This is a genomic window from Pseudomethylobacillus aquaticus (assembly GCF_003730115.1).
In the GTDB taxonomy this organism is placed as follows: Bacteria; Pseudomonadota; Gammaproteobacteria; order Burkholderiales; family Methylophilaceae; genus Pseudomethylobacillus; species Pseudomethylobacillus aquaticus.
Window position 1 is genome coordinate 153,218 of sequence record NZ_RJVP01000005.1, and the last position, 16,268, is coordinate 169,485.

The 16,268-nt window shown below is 58.9% G+C and carries 15 protein-coding genes; 6 read left to right on the top strand and 9 right to left on the bottom strand.

Features of this window, described 5'->3' with window-relative positions:
* The first annotated feature begins 47 nt into the window (after positions 1-47).
* The 4 genes from ftsH (at position 48) to ED236_RS10065 (ending at position 4,926) form a co-directional block, all read left to right on the top strand.
* Positions 48-1,943 (top strand): ATP-dependent zinc metalloprotease FtsH, encoded by a 1,896-nt coding sequence (gene ftsH, locus ED236_RS10050; protein WP_123237832.1) that lies wholly within the window; start codon positions 48-50, stop codon positions 1,941-1,943.
* A gap of 65 nt (positions 1,944-2,008) precedes the next feature.
* The gene (gene folP, locus ED236_RS10055; protein WP_123237903.1) at positions 2,009-2,842 is read left to right on the top strand and encodes a dihydropteroate synthase; all 834 of its coding nucleotides are present in this window, start codon (positions 2,009-2,011) and stop codon (positions 2,840-2,842) included.
* 31 nt (positions 2,843-2,873) lie between these two features.
* The gene (gene glmM, locus ED236_RS10060) at positions 2,874-4,214 is read left to right on the top strand and encodes a phosphoglucosamine mutase (RefSeq protein WP_123237833.1); all 1,341 of its coding nucleotides are present in this window, start codon (positions 2,874-2,876) and stop codon (positions 4,212-4,214) included.
* A 172-nt stretch (positions 4,215-4,386) separates the two neighbouring features.
* On the top strand, positions 4,387-4,926 hold the full coding sequence (locus tag ED236_RS10065) for a phosphatase PAP2 family protein (protein ID WP_240032117.1): 540 nt from the start codon (positions 4,387-4,389) through the stop codon (positions 4,924-4,926).
* Between the two features lie 234 nt (positions 4,927-5,160).
* Here ED236_RS10065 and ED236_RS10070 read toward each other — a convergent pair whose 3' ends face one another.
* Positions 5,161-6,045, bottom strand: a complete 885-nt coding sequence (locus ED236_RS10070; RefSeq protein ID WP_123237834.1) for a zinc dependent phospholipase C family protein — start codon at positions 6,043-6,045, stop codon at positions 5,161-5,163.
* Between the two features lie 173 nt (positions 6,046-6,218).
* On the opposite strand from ED236_RS10070, the gene ED236_RS10075 reads away from it, so the two are divergent.
* Positions 6,219-6,584: a diacylglycerol kinase gene (locus tag ED236_RS10075; protein ID WP_123237835.1), complete on the top strand. Its 366-nt coding sequence runs from the start codon at positions 6,219-6,221 to the stop codon at positions 6,582-6,584.
* 197 nt (positions 6,585-6,781) lie between these two features.
* Positions 6,782-7,954 carry a glycosyltransferase gene (locus ED236_RS10080; RefSeq protein WP_123237836.1) on the top strand — a complete coding sequence of 391 codons (1,173 nt, stop codon included), beginning with the start codon at positions 6,782-6,784 and terminating at the stop codon, positions 7,952-7,954.
* Positions 7,955-8,082: 128 nt separating this feature from the next.
* Here the strand turns inward: ED236_RS10080 and ED236_RS10085 are convergent, their stop codons facing one another.
* The 8 genes from ED236_RS10085 to ED236_RS10120 form a co-directional block, all read right to left on the bottom strand.
* A complete protein-coding gene (locus tag ED236_RS10085) occupies positions 8,083-8,610 on the bottom strand; it encodes a glutathione peroxidase (RefSeq protein WP_123237837.1) in 528 nt (175 codons plus the stop codon).
* Positions 8,611-8,775: 165 nt separating this feature from the next.
* Positions 8,776-9,378 (bottom strand): Yip1 family protein, encoded by a 603-nt coding sequence (locus tag ED236_RS10090; protein ID WP_123237838.1) that lies wholly within the window; start codon positions 9,376-9,378, stop codon positions 8,776-8,778.
* A gap of 72 nt (positions 9,379-9,450) precedes the next feature.
* Positions 9,451-10,788 carry a chromate efflux transporter gene (chrA, locus tag ED236_RS10095; RefSeq protein WP_123237839.1) on the bottom strand — a complete coding sequence of 446 codons (1,338 nt, stop codon included), beginning with the start codon at positions 10,786-10,788 and terminating at the stop codon, positions 9,451-9,453.
* A gap of 159 nt (positions 10,789-10,947) precedes the next feature.
* A complete protein-coding gene (locus tag ED236_RS10100) occupies positions 10,948-11,187 on the bottom strand; it encodes a BrnA antitoxin family protein (protein WP_123237840.1) in 240 nt (79 codons plus the stop codon).
* Positions 11,187-11,714: an REP-associated tyrosine transposase gene (locus ED236_RS10105; RefSeq protein WP_123237841.1), complete on the bottom strand. Its 528-nt coding sequence runs from the start codon at positions 11,712-11,714 to the stop codon at positions 11,187-11,189. The genes ED236_RS10100 and ED236_RS10105 overlap by 1 nt, the downstream gene beginning before the upstream one ends.
* A gap of 139 nt (positions 11,715-11,853) precedes the next feature.
* Entirely contained in the window at positions 11,854-13,767 is a 1,914-nt protein-coding gene (locus ED236_RS10110; RefSeq protein ID WP_123237842.1) for an ATP-binding cassette domain-containing protein, read from the bottom strand.
* Between the two features lie 43 nt (positions 13,768-13,810).
* Positions 13,811-15,217: a glycosyltransferase family 2 protein gene (locus ED236_RS10115; RefSeq protein ID WP_123237843.1), complete on the bottom strand. Its 1,407-nt coding sequence runs from the start codon at positions 15,215-15,217 to the stop codon at positions 13,811-13,813.
* Complete coding sequence (locus ED236_RS10120) at positions 15,214-16,263, bottom strand: HEAT repeat domain-containing protein (protein WP_148042284.1); 1,050 nt, start codon at positions 16,261-16,263, stop codon at positions 15,214-15,216. The genes ED236_RS10115 and ED236_RS10120 overlap by 4 nt, the downstream gene beginning before the upstream one ends.
* Positions 16,264-16,268: the final 5 nt, after the last annotated feature.

Below are 16,268 nucleotides of genomic sequence, written 5' to 3' on the forward strand. Positions count from 1 at the left end.
CGTGTATCACGTTTAGAAGCGCTCAGCTTCGGATAGGGACGATAGCCTTGAACAATATGCTCAAAAACATTGCCATCTGGTTGGTGGTCGCACTGGTGCTGATGACGGTCTTCAACCAGATCGCCACCAAGCAACCCGCCAGCAGCCAGTTGGTGTACTCGCAGTTCATGGAGCAGGTGAAAGAAGGCCGCATCGCCAAAGTCACCATCGACGGCCATGTCATCCAGGGTGTTTCCAGCGATGGCAAGACCTTCAGCACCTACGCGCCCACCGACCCATGGCTGGTGTCCGACCTGCTCAAGAATAATGTCACCGTAGAAGCCAAACCAGAAGAGCAGCCTTCGCTGCTCATGAATATCCTGGTGTCCTGGTTCCCCATGTTGCTACTGATCGGCGTATGGATATTTTTCATGCGTCAGATGCAGGGCGGCGGAAAGGGCGGCGCGTTCTCGTTCGGCAAGAGCCGTGCGCGTCAGCTGGATGAAAGCGCCAATCAGGTGACCTTTGCCGACGTGGCAGGCTGTGATGAATCCAAAGAACAAGTCTCCGAGCTGGTGGAGTTCCTGCGCGATCCGGGCAAGTTCCAGAAGCTGGGTGCACGCATCCCGCGTGGTGTGCTGATGGTTGGCCCTCCAGGTACCGGCAAGACCCTGCTGGCCAAGGCCATCGCAGGTGAAGCCAAGGTGCCGTTCTTCACCATTTCCGGTTCTGATTTCGTCGAGATGTTCGTCGGTGTGGGCGCGGCACGTGTGCGCGACATGTTCGAGCAGGCCAAGAAAAGTGCGCCGTGCATCATCTTCATCGACGAGATCGATGCGGTCGGTCGTCATCGTGGCGCCGGTACTGGCGGTGGCAATGACGAACGTGAACAGACGCTGAACCAGTTGCTGGTCGAGCTGGATGGTTTCGAAGCCAACTCCGGTGTGATCGTCATCGCAGCGACCAACCGTGCCGATGTGCTGGACAAGGCGCTGCTACGTCCTGGCCGCTTCGACCGTCAGGTCATGGTCGGTCTGCCGGACATCCGTGGTCGCGAACAGATCCTGCTGGTACACATGCGCAAGGTGCCTATCGACATGGACGTCAAGGCCGATATATTGGCACGCGGCACCCCCGGTTTCTCGGGTGCAGATCTCGCTAATCTGGTCAATGAAGCGGCACTGATCGCGGCCAACCGCAACAAGCGCAGCGTGGACATGCAGGACTTTGAAGACGCCAAGGACAAGATCTTCATGGGGCCGGAACGCCGCTCCATGGTGATGCGTGAGGAAGAACGCCGCAATACCGCCTATCACGAATCTGGTCATGCCGTGGTCGCCAAGCTGCTGCCCAAGGCCGACCCGGTGCACAAGGTCACCATCATGCCGCGTGGCTGGGCACTGGGCCTGACCTGGCAGTTGCCGGAGTTCGACCGCATCAGCAATTACAAGGACAAGATGCTGGAAGAGATCTCCATCCTGTTCGGTGGCCGTATCGCCGAAGAGATCTTCATGCATCAGATGTCCACCGGTGCTTCCAACGACTTTGAGCGTGCCACCAAGCTGGCACGTGACATGGTCACCCGTTACGGCATGTCCGATGCACTGGGCACCATGGTCTATGCAGGCAACGAGCAGGATTCCATGTTCGGCAGCATGAGTTCGCGCACCATCTCGGAGGCCACCCAGCAGAAGGTGGATGCCGAAGTGCGCCGCATCCTGGATGAGCAGTACGGTGTTGCCCGCAAGTTGCTGGAAGACAACCGTGACAAGGTGGAAGCCATGGTCGTGGCGCTGATGGAATGGGAAACCATCGATGCAGACCAGATCAACGACATCATGGATGGCAAGCCGCCACGCGCGCCCAAGCCACCACCTGTGGTCATCAAGCCGTCGGGCGACAAGGGTGGCAAAGGCAATGCGCCTGCCGGTGAGACTGCACCACAAGCCGCTGCCAAGACCTGATTCGAACGCGACACATCAAGCCACGCCTGCAAGCAGGGGTGGCTTTTTTATTGGATAATCGCAGCATGCAATTTCATTGTGGTAAACACGTGTTGGCCTTGTCCAGGCCGCTGGTCATGGGCATCGTCAATGTCACGCCGGATTCCTTTTCGGATGGTGGTCGCTATGCGGCCACCGAACTGGCTGTAGCGCATGCGCTACAGCTGGTGGAAGAGGGCGCGGATATCCTCGATATCGGTGGGGAATCCACCCGTCCCGGTGCTACGCCGGTCGCGCTGGAAGAGGAGTTGTCGCGCGTGATCCCGGTGATCACGGCACTGGCGCAACGCGTCAGCGTCCCTATCTCCATCGATACCTACAAGCCTGCCGTGATGCAGGCCGCCATCGCAGCCGGGGCTGATCTGGTCAACGACGTGCGTGCCTTGCAGGAGCCAGGCGCGCTGGAGATCGTGGCCGCCAGCACGGCTGGCGTTTGCCTCATGCACATGCAGGGCACGCCAGCCACCATGCAGCAGGAACCGCATTACAGCGATGTGCTGACCGAGGTCGCCACCTTCCTGCAGGCTCGCAAAGCTGCCGCCATGGCAGCCGGCATCCCGGCGGCGCGCATCGTGCTCGATCCGGGTTTCGGGTTCGGCAAGCGCAGCCTGCATAACCTCACCTTGCTGCAGCGCCTGCCGCAGCTGGGAGCGCTGGGACAGCCCTTGTTGATCGGTTTGTCACGCAAGTCGGTATTGGGGCAGATCACTGGCAACGATGTCGATGCGCGCCTGCATGCCAGCCTGGCCGCCGCCGTGATCGCTGCCATGAAAGGCGCCAGCATTCTGCGGGTACATGACGTGAAAGCCACCTGCGACGCGCTGAAGGTGGTCGCGGCCGTGCAGGGCGAGCTGGACTAGCCACCCAATCAATGAACAGGAGCCTTGCTGTATGAGTAGAAAGTATTTTGGGACGGATGGTGTGCGTGGGCGTGTGGGGCAGTTTCCGATCACGCCGGATTTTGTCATGCGCCTTGGTTATGCCGCAGGGCGGGTGCTGGCCAGCAGTGACCCGGCCAAGCGTGCCACGGTCATCATCGGCAAGGACACGCGCCTGTCCGGCTACATGCTGGAGGCTGCGCTGGAAGCGGGCTTGTCTGCGGCCGGTGTGGACGTGCTGCTCACCGGCCCCATGCCTACCCCGGCGGTGGCTTATCTGACGCGTGCACTGCGCGCGCAGATCGGCATCGTCATCACCGCCTCGCACAATCCCTTTGAGGATAACGGCATCAAGTTCTTCTCTGCGGAAGGTACCAAGCTGCCGGACGAGGTCGAGTTGGCCATCGAAGCCGAAATGGACAAGCCGCTGGAAGTGATCTCGCCAGCACGGCTGGGCAAGGCACGTCGTATCAACGATGCGCCTGGCCGCTACATCGAATTCTGCAAGAGTGCCTTCCCCAACGCGCTCGACCTGCGTGGCATGAAGATCGTGCTGGATTGTGCCAATGGCGCGACCTACCATGTGGCGACGCCGGTGTTCCATGAACTGGGCGCCGAAGTGGTCGCCATCGGCAATCACCCTGACGGCCTCAACATCAACCTCAACTGTGGCTCCACGCATCCCGAAGGGCTGTGCGCGGCCGTGATCGAGCATGGCGCTGATCTGGGTATCGCCTTCGACGGTGACGGTGACCGTGTGATGATGGCGGATGCGCATGGCCGCTTGCTGGATGGTGACCAGTTGCTGTACATCATCGCCATGCACCGTCAGCAACGCGGGCGCCTGCAAGGTGGGGTGGTCGGCACGCTGATGACCAACCTAGCGCTGGAGCATGCGCTGGCTGCGGCAGGTATTCCGTTCGCGCGGGCCAAGGTCGGTGACCGCTATGTACTGGAGTTGCTGGCTGAACAGGATTGGCAACTGGGCGGCGAGAATTCCGGCCACATTCTGTGTCTGGACAAGCATAGCAGTGGTGATGGCATCATCGCCGCTTTGCAAGTGCTGCATGCCATGCTGAGCCAGAACATGAGCCTGGCCGCGCTGGGTGCGCAACTGGTCCTGTATCCGCAAGTGCTCATCAACGTCAAGGTACAGCAGCGCCTGGACCTGACCACGCCCGCCTTGCAACAGGCAGTACAGCAAGCCGAGGCCAGGCTGAATGGTCAGGGGCGGGTGCTGCTGCGTGCTTCCGGTACCGAGCCCAAGATCCGTGTCATGGTGGAAGGCCAGGATGGCGTGCTGGTACAGCAACTGGCCGAACAGATCGCACAGGTGGTCAGCTCACTGGCCTGAGCGCACTCGCTTGAGCTATCTGGCTTGAGTTCTCTGGCTTGAGTTCTCTGGTTCGAGCCTTGCCACCAGGTGGGTGTCACAAAAATGACACCCAGTATTCATCTGCTATTCATGCGTGCATGCCATTCTGCGCACATGAAAAAAGCCATGATGAAGCTGTTGGAGGTGCCCAGTGACGTATAGGATCCGCTTGTACCTGCATCGCATGCACGCGCTGGACAGCTCCTTGTGCATACGCGTCAACCACGCCAGCCAGTATCTGTGGGTGCGCTGGTTGTTCCGTCTCATCAGCCGTCTGGGTGACGGTGTGTTCTGGTACACGCTGATGTGCCTGCTGATCCTGACGCAGGGTCAACAAGGCGCTACCGCCGCGCTGCACATGGCGCTGGTCGGCATCGCGGGGACTTTGTTGTATAAATGGCTGAAGGGCAAGACCTTGCGTCCCCGGCCTTATGAAGTCCATCAGGACATCTGGCTGACCGGCCGCCCGCTGGACCGCTTCAGCTTCCCGTCTGGCCACACCTTGCACGCCGTGGGCTTTTGCACCGTGGCACTGGCTTACTTCCCGGCTCTGGCGCCTGTGCTGTTGCCGTTCACCATCCTGGTCGGCATGTCGCGCGTAGTGCTTGGATTGCACTACCCGAGTGATGTGCTGGCTGGCGCGACACTGGGTGGCCTGATCGCCACAGCCACGCTGCTGTTGCTCGCCTAATATCGTTTATCCAAGCTGGCCAAAGGCTGGCGACTAGTGACGCTTGATACTTGCACCATAAGCTTTACACCCACAGACCAGCCAGATGGCTGGTTTTTTTACGCCATGATTGGATAAATGCTTCGATAAATGTTTGGCGAGATGAATGCCATGAGACCAGGAGACCAGCTCAGACCACTGTCGGGTGCTTGCTGAAGGCTCTCGGGGTGTGACTAAGGCTAGCCGCGCTGCAGACTAGCCCGGCAGGTTGCCCAGGATGGTCTGCTGCAAGGCTTTGTCAAAGTAATGGATGGGCACCGGATGCTGTGCACGCAGGTGTTGCAGGCAAGCGGCGCGCCAGCGTGCAAGTTCTTCTTCTGACAAGTGCTTGAGTTCGGCTTCCCAGTGCGGACGCTTGCCAGTGAGCACGCTGCCGATCTCGAACAGCGCCGTCTGTGTCTTGGCGATGTAGTAGGTGAAATGTTCAACCACCTGCCGGTTCAGCAAGCGCGTACCCTGATAGATCAGGCCAGGGATGCGCAAGCGGCGCAGCACGCTATCCCAGAAGCTCAGCCGGCCTAGTGCCAGTTCGGCACGTAACACAGAGCAACCGAACAAGCGTGTGATGCTGGGAGTCAGGCTGTGTTTGTGGCGTTTGAGTAATTGGCCAGGGGTGATATCCAGCAGCGGGCCCAGATGGGCATCCATGGCCCATTCGGCGGCAATGTGCGTGACGATGCTGTTTTGCTGCCACATGGCCTCATGTGCAGGGACAAAGTGATTGTGTGCAACCACATCCACGTACAAGTGGCTGGCATAACCGATGGCGATCGCGGTCTCGGCATCATCTTCTGCCTGTGTCAGCAGTCGGTAAGCTTGGTCCCAGGCATGCGTGCCACGAAAATCACGCGACACGATGGCCAGGTCCGGCAAGCAGGAGCCCGCCATCACCAGTTCGGGAAAGCGGCGGATGGCGCGTTGCAGGCGCGGGTCCAGCAAAGGCATCGCCCACAACAGCGATTGTGCAAAATAGACATGGGTGACCAGTCCCCAGGCGTTGGCATCCTGGCTGAATGTCACCAGCGGCATCAGCCACACGGTCGCGGTGAGCAGGCGTCGGTCACTGCGCCGTTTGCTCATGCGAGGTGTGTTCCCTGGACAGCGCTGCAATCTGGATTGGCCATGCTGGCCACAATGCGTGCCCGGCATGACGTGATTGTGGCGCTTTCATGATTTTATTGTGACAGCGAAGCCGCTGTGCCGGTGTTTGCTATACTGCGACGCAAACCATATACCGCGATTCAGGAACCTCCATGGAAAGTCCATACAAAGGCAAGACCGGCCTGCGCCGATTGATCAACGCGTTCGGTTATTCGCTGGCCGGGCTGAGCGCAGCCTACAAGAACGAAGACGCCTTCCGTCAGGAAGTGCGCATGGCCATCGTGCTCATTCCGCTGGCCTTCTACCTGGGCGATACCGGCATCGAGCGTGCCATCATGATCGCCGCAGTATTGCTGGTGATGATGGTGGAATTGCTCAATTCATCCATCGAAGCCACAGTGGACCGCATTTCGCTGGAGAATCACCTGCTCGCCAAGCGTGCCAAGGACATCGGCAGTGCCGCGGTGCTGGTCAGCCTGGTGAATCTGGCGGTGGTGTGGGCTTTGCTATTGGTATAAGTGCGAGTGATATAAGCGCGTGCAAGCACGAGCCGGTATCAGTATAAAGACAGGCGCAAGATGCCGCGCCCCTGCACGGCAGTTTGCAGTGTTTTGGTTGGCTTGCGTGACATTTTGATGGCATTCATGTGATTGTCATAAACTCGGGTTAGCATGCTGCGCATGAATCTGAACCCAGTCGTCAAAGCGAGCCACGTGTGAAAATCCTCTTCATCTCCGATGTTTATTTTCCACGCATCAATGGTGTCTCCACATCCATCCGCACCTTTGTGCATGAGTTCCAGGCGCTGGGGCATCATGTCGATCTGATCGCCCCGGATTACGGCATCACCACAGCCGATGAACACTGGATCAAGCGTATCCCGGCGCGCGGCATCTACTTCGACCCCGAAGACAAGCTGATGCGTTACGGGCAGGCGCTGGACCGGCTGATCGAGCTGCGTCGTGCCAACTATGACCTGATCCATATCCACACCCCGTTCGTCGCGCATTATCTGGGCCTCAAGCTGGCGCATCTGCTGGATGTGCCAGTGGTTGAGACCTACCACACCTTCTTCGAAGATTATCTGCACCATTATCTGCCCTGGCTACCCAGTGGTTTTTCACGCAGTTTTGCGCGTTTCGTGTCACGCAGGCAGTGCAATGCGGTGGATGCCATCATCGCACCATCGCAGCCCATGCTGGATGTGTTACGTGCTTATGGCGTGAAGACGCTGGCAGAAGTGGTGCCTACCGGCTTGCAGGCCCACAGTTTTGTAGAAGGGGATGGTGCACGCTTCCGTGAGCAGCATGGCATCCCTGCGGAGCGGCCGTTGCTGCTGTATGTGGGGCGCGTGGCGTTCGAGAAAAGCATCGATTTCCTGTTGCACATGGTGGATGTGCTGCGCAAGCAGCAGCCCGAAGTATTGCTGGTGATCGCGGGAGAAGGCCCGGCAGAAGCCAGTCTGCACGCCCTGAACGAGCAACTGGGTTTGCAGGCTAATGTGATGTTCATCGGCTATCTGGATAGGGAAAAAGAACTCAACAGCTGCTACCACGCAGCGGATATCTTTGTGTTCGCTTCGCGCTCGGAAACGCAGGGTTTGGTGCTGCTGGAGGCGATGGCGCAAGCCGTGCCCGTGGTGGCGATCGCGGAGCTGGGCACGCGTTCCATCCTGGTCGAGGGGCAGGGCGCCCACATCGCCGAAGCGGATGTGCAGCAGTTCGCCGGACGGGTGCATCAGCTGCTGCAAGATCATGAAGAACGTGCTGCGCTGGGTCAGGCGGCACACCACTATGCCAGCAAACACTGGACTTCGCGGGCGCAGGCCTTACGCATGTTGCAGTTGTACCAGCGCCTGATCGAGCCGCGCTCCAATTTCCCCGATTAAGTGCATTCGCCTTGATGCAATGGCAAAGTGCATGGTCCGGCCGGAGCATGCCCTTGGTTTATTCAACTAAGCAGCGTGTGTGTGTCTGAACTCGCTGGTTTAATGGATAGTCCTGATTCTATTGCGGATCACTTGAGATGCGGTTTCAGCCTGCGCATCACCTCATGGGATTCTGGCTCCACATCGCTGCTGTAGACATACACCTGCTTGCCGCCTGGCAGGATCAGGTATTTGTAGAAATTCCACATCGGTGGTTGCTGCGTCATGTTGGTTAGCTGTTGGTAAAGCGGGTTGGCTTGTGGGCCGACCACAGAGGTCTTTTCCATCATCGGGAATTTGACAGCGTAGGTGAGCTTGCAGAAATCCCCGATCTCCTTGTTACTGGCAGGTTCCTGACGGAAATCGTTGGAGGGGAAACCCACTACCAGCAAGCCTTTGTCCTTGTATTTGCTGTACATGCTTTCCAGCTTCTCGAATTGCGGGGTAAAGCCGCATTTGCTGGCGGTGTTTACCACCAGGATCGCTTGATGCTGGTGTTCGCACAGGTTGACCTTGTCGCCCTGCAAGGTAGTGAACTGATGGTTGTAGAGGCCGCTGCAAGCGGCGTGGCTGACGGCAGGTAGCATCAGACAGCTGACGACGCCGATCCAGGCCATGGGATTGAATAATGATTTCATGCGTGATCCTAACGACAAGGGCTCTAATGTAACAGTATTGCTACCTTGCTAGGACTGCATAGTGTCCAGTTTGTTCATGCGCATCAAATAGTAAAGCTGGTGGCGTGGGGCACCACCAGCTTACAGGGTGACTGCAGCGGACGCTCAGCTCAGGGCAGGTGCGAAGTCCAGGCTTTGTACGCTGCTCCATACCAGCAGTGAACAGATCATCAGGAAGGCCCAGCCTATGATGCCAGCCATGAGGATGCCACCGAACAGCAGCAAGGCATGGCCCTGCTCACGCAGGTTGAACACTTCCGGGATGCCGTAATAAATGAAGCCGGCCGCTGCCATCATCGCCAGCGAAGTCACGGCGATATTCACCGAGAAATCCGGGATCAGCAGGAACACCGGTGCCATCCACAAGGGCGTAGGCGCCACGGCGGCCAGCGTGAATGCATCTTTGAACGGCGGGTGGATCTCGGCGATCTCGGCCAATTGTCGAATGATGGAGGCCATCACCGGCACTGCAACCAGTTGCACGATGAAGATGGCCAGCGCCACCAATAGCAGCTTGTTGCCGGGCAGCAACTTGAACAGCAGTTCGCTGTGATTATTACCCGCCAGATAGATCATGAGCGGTGGGATAAGCGAGAACGGGATGACATGCAGGAGATACAGCCGGTGCACGCTGGGTTTGCTGTCCAGCAAAGCGCGCCAACCGCGGGACGGGGTGAAAAACAACTTGAACAATGTAACAGGATTCACTTCTAAGCTCCCCCTATAAATTTAGTGTTGTTGTGACTCCAGTATATGCCAATTTTTGAGGCTGTACAGTGGCTACGTCATCAGCCGGTAAGCAAGGCCCAGTAAGGCGAACAGCGCGATCAGCATCAGCACGCCCAGCTTGAAACGGATCAGCAGGACCAGTGCCAGTACGCTGGCAAAAAGTGCGAACCAGTCGGGTGTTGACGACATGCCCTGTGGCCAGGTGATGTGCATGGCGAAGAACACCGCCAGGTTCAGGATCACCCCCACCACGGCAGCAGTGATCGCGGTCAATGGCGCGGTGAAGCGCAGGTTGCCACGCGTTGACTCCACCAAGGGACCACCTGCGAAGATGAAAATGAAGGAGGGCAGAAAGGTGAAAAAGGTCACCACACACGCCGCCGCGATGCCTGCCCATAACAACTGGTCCGCACCGAACAGCGCCTGACCCCAGCCGCCGACAAAACCGACGAAGGCCACCACCATGATCAGCGGGCCAGGCGTGGTCTCACCCAGCGCCAGCCCGTCCATCATCTGCGCAGGGCTCAGCCAGGCAAAACTCTGTACCGCCCCCTGATACAGATAAGGCAGCACGGCATACGCCCCGCCAAAGGTCAGCAAGGCAGCCTTGCTGAAAAAGCTGGCCATGTCCAGCAGCACCGGCTGGCCGCTCCAGCGCAACACGGCCATGGCCGCTAGCCAGGTGAGCAGGCCGCAGACTAGGGCCAGCAGCAGTTTGCGCAGTTGAAAGCGCGCATGTGGCGGTGGTGGCGTGTCATCGGCTATCAAGGCCGGTGCATGCTGCTCAGCCCCACTAGGTGCATGACCAGGGCTGGTCGCACGGAAATAGTGTGGTGCAAACTTGCCGCCGATCACCCCGATGATGGCTGCGCACAGGATCACATAAGGGAAGGGGAGGTGGAACACGGTCAACGCCAGAAACGCCATCAGACTGATGGCGCATAACAGCATGTTATTGAGTACCCTGCGCCCGATGCGCCAGGCCGCGAACGCCACGATGCCCACCACGGCCGGTTTGATGCCATACAGTACAGCAGCTACGGCGGGCACTTCGCCAAAACGCAGGTAGACCCAGCTTAATAGCATCAGCAACAGCAGGGATGGCAGCACGAACAGCCCCCCCGCGATCAAGCCACCCCAGGTGCGGTGCATCAGCCAGCCGATATAGGTGGCCAGTTGCTGCGCCTCCGGCCCTGGCAGCAGCATGCAGTAGTTGAGAGCATGCAGAAAACGGCGCTCCGAGATCCAGCGTCTTTTCTCCACCAGGTCTTCATGCATGATGGCGATCTGGCCGGCCGGCCCGCCAAAACTGATGCAACCTAGCTTGAACCAGTAACGTACGGCCTGCCACAGGCTGATATGGGGGACTAATTCTTCTTGTTTTGGCATGTGAGGTGCGCTGCGCTTGGCAGATTAATGAGTCAGGCTTATGGTACCTGTGATGTGTTGCATTTGACCAGTGATGGCAGGTGTCGGCCGGCCGGCCGAGGCATGCGCTTAATTAAGTGATTCCAAGGCGACGTCTGACTTGATTTATTTCTGGTGGCGCTAAGTGGTCTTGTGCTGAGATACGTATTCCCGCAAAGCATCGTCCATGCGAGTCTGCCAACCTGCACCAGTGGCGCGGAAATAAGCAAGAACTTCAGGACTGTATCGCACTGCAACTTGCTCCTTGGTTGGATGTTTGTTTGGCCCACGAGCGCGTCGTGCAGAAACCGTTTTGCGCAGTTCGTTTGCTGAGCTCGCGTAGGGCGCAATAACCAACGGGCATTGCGCCGTATCGAGCATCAATCTGAATAGCTCAAGAGATCCTCGTTTCCACCTGCCCAGTCAACAGTGTAGATCCCTTGCTTTACCAGTCGGTGGAATGTCGAATGGGGCCAGTCTTTTACCATGCTCACCAAGCCATGTTTGACCGGGTTGATGTGCATGTAGTCCATGTGGGCCCGGTAATCGGCCTCATCCCGAATGCAATGCTCCCAATAGCGTCTTTGCCAAACGCCGCGCTCCCCGCGCTTGCGTCTGGTGGCAGATCGGTATTCCCGATCAGGAATACTCTTGGAAAATTCCGACTTGATCAATCGCCACCGGGTAGCGTAATCGGCATCGTTAGCTGGCAATTCAATCAGGGCATGCAGATGGTCGGGCAAGACGACCCAGCCATGGATGGTGAAAGGATGGCGCTGCTGTACAGATAACACTACTAGACGTAGCGAATCGACATGGCGAAGCAATAAATCATTCTCTCGCCGTTGCAATAAATTAACGGTGAAGAAATAGGCACCGCCTGCATGCCATACGCGCCTGTAGTCCATGCAGGAAAGTGTATCGAGGCTGAAGTGTCCGGCGCAATGCCCCTTGGTTATTGCGCCCTACGCGGGTCAGTTAAGTGCCATACACTTTTGAGTGTGGCATGACCCCCATGAGAGTCTAGATGAAATCTGCTTGATCGGATCAATCCGCCAGACTGGCTAATTCTTCCCAGCGTTGCATGGCCGTCTGGATGGCCAGTTCTGTCTGGTTGATCTTGACTTGCAGGCTGGCCGCGGTGCCCGGTGCGTCCTTGTACAGTTTGGGGTCAGCCAGTTGGAGTTGCATACTGGCGAGTTGTTGCTCCAGGTCATCGATCTGGGCTGGCAGGCTGTCCAGCTCTTTTTGTTGTTTGAAGCTGAGTTTGGCAGGCTTGGCCGCTGCTGGGGCGGGGACAGGCGTTGCGGTGTTGGTCTTGCGTTCGGATTTGAGGTTGCTGGCCGCATCGGCGCTGCGCTGACGCGTGAAGCGCAGCCAGTCGTCATAACCACCGCCGAATTCGTCCAGCTTGCCATTGCCTTCGAAGGCAATAATCTGGGTGACGGTATTCTCCAGGAAGGCGCGGTCATGGCTGACCAGGAACAGCGTGCCATCGAATTCTTGCAGCAGGCTTTCCAGCAGTTCCAGCGTGTCGATATCGAGGTCGTTGGTGGGTTCATCCAGCACCAGTACGTTCGCGGGGCGGGCGAACAGGCGCGCCAGCAGCAGCCGGTTGCGCTCGCCACCAGACAGCGATTTCACCGGCGAGCGTGAGCGTTGTGGCGGGAACAGGAAGTCTTCCAGATAGCTGATGACGTGCTTGCGCTCGTTGCCGATCTGCACGAATTCCGAGCCCGGGCTGATGGTGTCGGCCAGCGTGGCTTCTTCATCCAGTTGCTCGCGCATCTGATCGAAATAAGCGATGTTGAGGTTGGTGCCGCGCTGGATGTCGCCGCTGTCTGCTTCCAGTTCGCCCAGGATCAGTTTGAGCAGCGTGGTCTTGCCTGCACCGTTGGGGCCGAGCAGACCGATGCGGTCGCCACGCAGGATGCGCGTGCTGAAGTTGCTGATCAGTGTGCGCTCGCCGTAGGCCTTGTTGACGCCTTCCAGCACGGCCACCAGTTTGCCGGAGCGTTCGCCGCTGTCCAGCGCGAGTTGCACCTTGCCCTGACGCTCGCGGCGTGCAGCGCGTTCCAGGCGCAGTCTTTCAAGCTGGCGTACGCGGCCTTCGTTACGCGTGCGGCGCGCTTTGATGCCCTGGCGTATCCAGGCTTCTTCCTGCGCCAGCACCTTGTCGAATTTGGCCGCATGGGTGGCTTCCACCGCCAGCAGTTCTTCCTTTTTGACCAGATATTGGCTGTAGCTGCCGACGAAATCGGTGAGATTGCCACGGTCCAGTTCCACGATGCGCGTGGCCAGGCGGTCCAAGAAGCGGCGGTCATGGGTGATGAACAGCACACTGCCGCTGAAGCCCAGCAGCAGTTCTTCCAGCCATTCGATGGCGGCCAGGTCCAGGTGGTTGGTGGGTTCGTCCAGCAGCAGCACTTCCGGCTCTGCCACCAAGGCGCGTGCCAGTGCGACGCGTTTGCGCCAGCCGCCGGAAAGTGCGCCTACCGACTGGTCGGCAGACAGGCCCAGGCGACTGAGCACGGTTTCGATGCGGCTCTGCGACTGCCAGCCATTGACGGCATCCAGCTCGTGCTGCAGGTGTTGCATCTGCTCCAGCAGGCTGTCGATATCTGCTGCCGGGTCAGCCATCTGCTGGGTGACATGGTGGTAATCCACCAGCAGTTGCTGCAGATTACCAAGGCCTTCCGAGACCGCTTCGAAGATGGTGTGCTCAGCGTCCAGCTGTGGTTCTTGTGGCACGTACACCACGCGCAGGCCGGGTGCCACCCACAGTCTGCCATCGTCTAGCTTGCTGTCGCCCGCCATGACTTTGAGCAGGCTGGATTTACCGGCGCCATTACGGCCGATCAGGCCGACGCGTTCGCCCGGGTCGAGCTGGAAACTGGCGTGGTCCAGAAGTGGATGGTGGCCATAGGCCAGAGAAGCGTTGTCGAGTGTGATATGAGGCATGGCGGCATTTTAAAGCATCGCCGCCCGCCTGACTGCCGTTAACTCAGCTTTGTTGCCAGCTTGCTTTGCGCTTCATGTCACCCCACTGGTGTTTGGTGCCTATCGCCCAGCGGAACAGGCCGCGCAAACGCCAGATCGAGTTGAGCTGGCGATAGCCGAAGTTCTCCACGATGACAGCAAAGATCAGCCACAGCAGATGCTGGGGTTTCTTGTACAGGCTGAACGAGATCTCTTCCAGCAACAGACCGGACAGCGACAGCAGCACGCCGAAGCTGAACGTGGCGAACATGAAGATGGCGAACATCTGCCAGGAGATCATATCGAAGATGAAAAACAGCACCATCAGCAGATAACCCAGCACTTCCAGCAGCGGGCCCAGCCATTCGAAGATCATCATGAACGGGAAGGTGACCCAGCCTGGCACGCCGCCCTTGCGGCTGAGCATCAATCCGAAGTTGCTGGACAGGCTCTCGGACAAGCCGCGCTGCCAACGGATGCGCTGATTGCGCAGCGTACGCAGGTCTTCCGGCGCTTCGGTCCAGCACACCGGGTCTGGCAAGAACACGATACGGTAGGCGCGGCCCTGCTCACGCAGCAGGCGGTGCATGCGTACCACCAGTTCCATGTCCTCGCCTACCGTGTCGGTGCGATAGCCGCCGATCTCTTGCACCACGTCGCGCTTGAACACGCCGAATGCGCCGGAAATGATCAACAAGCCCTGGATGCTGCTCCAGCCCAGGCGCCCGAACAGGAATGCACGCAGGTATTCCACCACCTGGAACAGGGCCAGCAGATTGCGTGGCAGACCGATCTTGGTGAGATAACCGCCGCTCACCTCGCAGCCATTGGCGATGCGTACCGTGCCCCCCGTGGCAACCACGCGGTTGTCATCCAGAAACGGCTGCACGATGCGCTGCATGCTGTCGCGCTGCAGCACCGTGTCCGCGTCCACGCCACAGAACAGCGGATGGCGTGCGGCGTTGATACCGGCATTGAGTGAATCGGCCTTGCCGCCATTTTCTTTGTCGATGACACGCAGGTTGGGGTAACGCATGGAACGGTAGATACCGCGTACCGGCTTGGTGGCGATGCGGTCGTCATAATCTTCCGGATATACTGCCAGCGCGAATTCGCGTTTCAGCACCTCCAGCGTGTCATCCCTGGAGCCATCGTTGATGACCACGATCTCGAAGTTGGGGTAGCTGAGTTGCAGCATGGACAACAGCGAACCGGCGATGGTGGCTTGCTCGTTATAGGCTGGCACCAAAATACTCACAGCGGGTTCCAGTCCGGAGTGGGGTTGGGGCAGCGTGTGCAACACGCCACTGCTGATGTATTCGCGCATGCTGCGCAAGGAGAGCAGATTCAGCAGCAAGTAGCCGCAGTTCATGCTGATGAAATAAAGCAGGATCAGCCACTGGCTGATCTCCACCCAGGCTTGCCAGTTCATTTGAACTCCAGATCGGCGATGGCTTGTTGCAGAGCGGCCGCTGCGTGTTCACCCCGGTGCTGCTGTATCAGGGCGTCCAGTGTGCCGGGTTGAATGAACGGCGCAGCCACCAGTGCGCGTGCGGCCTGACGACGTACGCCCCATTCCCGGGCTTGCAACAACTGCTCCAGATGGGGCAGATCGTCAGCCGAACCCAGTCTGCCCAGTGTGCTGGCCACTTCAGCGCGTACATGCCAGTCTGGATGTTGCAGGTGCAGGTGCACCAGATGGATGTCTTGCGGACTGCGGAACAGGCGCAGCGCCGAAAGCAGGGTGCCCGGATCTTCATTGCCGATCAGGATGGGCGCCAGGAACTGCTTGTCCGGGTGGAAGCCTATCGGTTCCAGCAAGCGCATCAAGCGTCCCAGATGGGGCAGTTTTTGCCAGGCAGCCAGGCCTATGGCTTCCAGCAAGGGTGGCACCAGCGCACTGCCTTCATTCGATAACAGATTGGACAGGCGCGCTTGCGACCAGTCGCGATGCGCAAGGATCTGCGGGATCACCAGCGGCGCTGCACGCTGGGCGTCGATCTGCACCAGACTGCGAGCCGCCACGATGGCGATGGGGGAATGCTTGTGCATCAAGCGGACCAGCACCTCCCACATCTCCCCGTCCTGCAAGTGCCCGACCGTGGTGGCGGCCAACAGGCGCTGGCGCAGATTACCGTGCTTGAGCAGACGGTGCAGCCTGCGGCGCAGCGCTTGTTGCGCGAAGATCTGGTTAAGCAGCTGGTGTGATTCACCACGCAGGGATTCCTGATAATGCAGCCACAGTTGCAAAAAATCCAGCAGGTAGACTGCAGGCAGTTTAGGCAGCACCAGCTTGTCGTCACCCGCCAGCGCACGACTGATCAGCGGCCGCCATTCGGCCAGGAACTGGCGTGTGTTGCGTTCACGATGCAGTGAGACCATGCGCTGCAGGATCAGGCAGACCATGGCCACCAGCGTGAGCGCGAGTGCGCCCACCCCCAGCCAGAACACGCCCTGTACCAGTGGGTCCAGCTGCATCAGCC

Bases quoted from the DNA above. Each gene is read 5' to 3' on its own strand.
- folP (WP_123237903.1), top strand. From the start codon at position 2,009: ATGCAATTTCATTGTGGTAAACACGTGTTGGCCTTGTCCAGGCCGCTG.
- glmM (WP_123237833.1), top strand. From the start codon at position 2,874: ATGAGTAGAAAGTATTTTGGGACGGATGGTGTGCGTGGGCGTGTGGGG.
- ED236_RS10070 (WP_123237834.1), bottom strand. From the start codon at position 6,045: ATGAGCAAACGGCGCAGTGACCGACGCCTGCTCACCGCGACCGTGTGG.
- ED236_RS10075 (WP_123237835.1), top strand. From the start codon at position 6,219: ATGGAAAGTCCATACAAAGGCAAGACCGGCCTGCGCCGATTGATCAAC.
- ED236_RS10085 (WP_123237837.1), bottom strand. From the start codon at position 8,610: ATGGCCTGGATCGGCGTCGTCAGCTGTCTGATGCTACCTGCCGTCAGC.
- chrA (WP_123237839.1), bottom strand. From the start codon at position 10,788: ATGCCAAAACAAGAAGAATTAGTCCCCCATATCAGCCTGTGGCAGGCC.
- ED236_RS10100 (WP_123237840.1), bottom strand. From the start codon at position 11,187: ATGCTCGATACGGCGCAATGCCCGTTGGTTATTGCGCCCTACGCGAGC.
- ED236_RS10105 (WP_123237841.1), bottom strand. From the start codon at position 11,714: ATGGACTACAGGCGCGTATGGCATGCAGGCGGTGCCTATTTCTTCACC.
- ED236_RS10110 (WP_123237842.1), bottom strand. From the start codon at position 13,767: ATGCCTCATATCACACTCGACAACGCTTCTCTGGCCTATGGCCACCAT.
- ED236_RS10115 (WP_123237843.1), bottom strand. From the start codon at position 15,217: ATGAACTGGCAAGCCTGGGTGGAGATCAGCCAGTGGCTGATCCTGCTT.
- ED236_RS10120 (WP_148042284.1), bottom strand. From the start codon at position 16,263: ATGCAGCTGGACCCACTGGTACAGGGCGTGTTCTGGCTGGGGGTGGGC.